The 3,607-nt window shown below is 47.6% G+C and carries 3 protein-coding genes; 2 read left to right on the forward strand and 1 reads right to left on the reverse strand.

Features of this window, described 5'->3' with window-relative positions; genetic code table 11:
* Positions 1-351: 351 nt before the first annotated feature.
* On the reverse strand, positions 352-900 hold the full coding sequence (locus Q0668_RS02380; protein ID WP_298859559.1) for a hypothetical protein: 549 nt from the start codon (positions 898-900) through the stop codon (positions 352-354).
* A 1,092-nt stretch (positions 901-1,992) separates the two neighbouring features.
* Here Q0668_RS02380 and Q0668_RS02385 point away from each other — a divergent pair.
* On the forward strand, positions 1,993-3,291 hold the full coding sequence (locus tag Q0668_RS02385) for a VCBS repeat-containing protein (protein ID WP_298859561.1): 1,299 nt from the start codon (positions 1,993-1,995) through the stop codon (positions 3,289-3,291).
* Positions 3,288-3,607, forward strand: a 320-nt coding sequence (locus Q0668_RS02390; RefSeq protein WP_298859563.1) for a hypothetical protein, incomplete at its 3' end; no start/stop codon positions are given. The genes Q0668_RS02385 and Q0668_RS02390, both read left to right, overlap by 4 nt.

Consider the following 3,607-nt stretch of genomic DNA (forward strand, 5'->3'; position numbering starts at 1 on the left):
CAGATTTGGCATCCGCATCTTACCGGGACTTTATACAGGAGATGAGATCTATCTCGTTCTCTGAATACTAAAAAAAAGAGGCCCACTTACCCATCCAGGATGGGCAAGAAGGCTTGTGAGAATTCAAATAAATTTCGTTATCGTCTCATACCACGCCGCAATCCGACCCCGAATGTTGCTCTGGAGCCCTCCCGTTTTTCGGTCGGGTAGAGCCAATAACCAAGACCGACAAGGCCTGCCAGGCTGACCAATGCGTCCATATATTATCCTCTTTACTATTAGATTATGTATCGAGGTCACGTGCTGCATTAGCTCTTACCCGGAGTGATTTTATTGATCATGATCCTCAGTTCATTCCAGTGCAGAACTGATAAACTCGTACCATGATTCAGACAGTTCCCGCCTGAGTTGTGAAACCCGCCCGCGAGATAACTCAAACTCTGTCGCAACGTCACCAGTAGAAAAGCCGAGCGACAGTCGTTCTGCGATCTGTTTGTTGCGGGGGGCCTGAGAATTCAGCCATTCAGGAAAATCGATTCGAAAGGCCACCTGATCTGGTACGGGAGTAATGCGGTTGTCCTTTAGGCATTCCATCCACTCACCCACCCGTTTGCTAGGAGTTCCCAGGTGAATCCTTTTGTGATTTCCTCTTCTTTTCGCGCGCACTGAATACACGTCCCCCGCGCATTGGGGCGAACCGACGCGGCGACCATCGTGGAACTGGGCGATCGCATAGCGAGTCAGGGCTGAAATAAAGGCCCGCTCCAGTTCTCCCCGTTCGTGAAGCCGTTTATAAGCACACATCGCGTTTGCGACCACTTCACTAACCGCATCTTCCCTCGCTTCTGCATCCATACTGATAAAGGCAGCGCGTGCCTGTCTCTTAATTCTGGGTAACATTTTCATAAATTCCCCTTGCCAGGACTCAGTTGAAGTTTCGTCTGTTTGGCTGGCTGCCGTAATCATGGAACCACTCCTCAATTGGTGGACCACTCCCATGGCGGCAGTGGTCCTCGATAAAAGGAAGACCACCACCGGAATAGACCGGGGTTGGTAGATAGATACCAGATGACGTCTCGACAAAAGACACCCTCTGGTTTTTATTGATGGGGAGAGCGCCTGAGTTAACTCTGCCCCAGGTATGGGCCAACTGAAAACGGCCCTCTGAACACCAGGGAAACCGGTCTTCAAAGGGCCGTCAGAAGGAAAAACAGGAGTCCTGATGGTTATGCCAGGGGACTCACCTTATATGCCGCATTTTCGGGCTGAATTTAGGAACTGCTTCAATTGGTGAATATTATCGGTTCTCAAAATGGCTCTGTCCGTGGCCGTATTGTGAATAAAAGTTTCGATAGCCAGCAAAGATGGCAGGTCAATTATCAGCGTCCATTTCGGGGATGGTGGTTTTCCGATATCATTGGCAAGGTCTTTTTCAGGGATCACCTAAAGTCGATCAGGTTGAACTTATTGACCATACGGGCATCATCCTTAATGTTCTCAACGTTCGTTCCAGGGCTGCTGATAGGGCTTTGCCGGATTCCTGGTTTTCCGTTAATAATGCGCTGCCGTAATAGTCCTTTGCTTTTAATCAAATTAAGAATCGTGATTACCGAACTGTGGACCAGTAGGCGGTTTGGTTGATCTGTCTTATGTGATTCGTCAGGTGGAATCTATCTAAATTAAATAGATTTTGTCTTGATGTGACGAAAGTAACATTTCAAAGAAAAGGGCGTCTCTGAAACAGTTTAAGTAAGTTATCTGAGTGGAAATATTTGTGATAAATACCGAAAAAAATGTAATCGGCAGTGAAATTTTCAACCCGGTCTGCGTAGAGAAGGCAAGTGGTGAGAAAAACCGGTTTCTACTCTGTTTTTGATGCCTTCCATGATTGTCTCGGGTTCTGTTTGCTCTATATGATTCAGTCAGGAAGCCGTTGCTGCCTCCTGACTTAGATTGATAATCCTCGCATTCCACAACACCGTTGGATAATTTATGTCTCTAAAAATTCGCGTTCCGTTACTCATCTGCCTGATCATATTGATCCCTCTGGGCACGTGGTGGTGGTTGTCCGATTTGCCTTCGCTGGGACAGCAGCCGGAGATCTTTTCCGGGGGGACTTCTTATCCCGCATCGGAATTGCCATTTAAAAAAGTGAATGTCGGACCAGATCCAGTGGGCTTACCACTGATTACGAATGTGCAAATTGTAGATATCGATGGTGATGGGCAGAATGATGTTGTCGCCTGTGATACTACGCGGGGTGTGATTTCCCGATTTAAGAGGGACGGAGAGGGGACCTGGCAGGAGGAGGTTCTGCTGAAAGATCTGGCGGACCCTGCACATGCGACTGTTGTCGACATCGACGCTGATGGGGACCAGGACATTATCGTTTCAATTTTAGGGAACTTACTTCCCGACGATCGAGTGATTGGACGTGTCGAGCTCTACGAGCGAAAAGGTGATGAATACGTGAGGCACGTGATTCTGGATGATGTCAGACGCGTTGCCGATGTTCAGCCTGGAGATTTTGATGGTGATGGTGACCTTGATCTGGCGGTTGGTATTTTTGGGTATATCCGCGGATCTGTATTATGGCTGGAAAATCAAGGCGACTTGCAATTTCGAGATCACGAGTTATTAAACGCGCCGGGAACAATTCATGTGCCTGTGGCAGATTATGACGGCGATGGGGATCTGGATATTGCTGCCATTGTCACTCAGGATGAAGAAGAGCTTTGGGGTTTTGAAAATCTGGGTAAGGGAAAATTTAAAAAACGTAAACTCTGGATGACGGTCAATCTGGATCTGGGGGGGGCGGGACTGATAAAGGTAGATCTTGATCAGGATGGGGATCAGGATCTGGTTCTGCCTGCCGGTGATAATCTGGAAGACCTGGATGCCTATCCTCAGCCTTATCATGGATGTTACTGGTTTGAGAATAAAGGGGATTGGGAATTCGAGTCACATCGTATCTCTAATCTGGGTGGCACCTATGCAGCTGATGTCGGTGACCTTGATGGAGATGGAGATCTGGATGTTGTTCTGGTGAGCATGGCAAACGATTGGTACGATCCCAAATCAGCCAGTGTAGTCTGGTTGGAAAATGATGGAAACCAAAATTTTACATCCTGGCAGATCGCCAACAATCCCATTCATCTTACAACCGTAGCCGTAGGTGATCTGAATGGTGATGGACAAGATGATATTGTTGCTGGGGGACTCAACCTGCTTAAGCCTTTCCAGAGAATCGGTAGAATTACCGCCTGGCTGAATCAAAAGGAGAAACCATGATCGTATTCGTACGCTTCCTGTTGATTTTGTTGGTCATCGAGCTGGGCACCTGTGGGTATCTTGTGGTAAAACGACTATCACGCCATATACCCGTGTTGCCTGCTGCAGAGTTTGTTGATCCTTTGACGATGTCTGATTTTCAGGAACTGGCAAAGCAGGCAGAAGCCGGTTCCAGTAAAGAATGGATCACGTTAGGGCAAGCATTTTTAGGGCAGGGGTTTTATACCTATGCTGAGATTTGTTATCGGCAGGCAGCTGAAATTGATCCTGCAGATAAAGTGGCACAGGCCAGTTATGCATTTTGTCTTGAACGAAC

The sequence above is a fragment of the uncultured Gimesia sp. genome (genome assembly GCF_937910335.1).
In the GTDB taxonomy this organism is placed as follows: domain Bacteria; phylum Planctomycetota; class Planctomycetia; order Planctomycetales; family Planctomycetaceae; genus Gimesia.

What these genes read in the sequence shown, in the direction of transcription:
- Q0668_RS02385 (WP_298859561.1), top strand. Translation starts at nt 1,993, where the DNA reads ATGTCTCTAAAAATTCGCGTTCCGTTACTCATCTGCCTGATCATATTG.
- Q0668_RS02380 (WP_298859559.1), bottom strand. Translation starts at nt 900, where the DNA reads ATGTTACCCAGAATTAAGAGACAGGCACGCGCTGCCTTTATCAGTATG.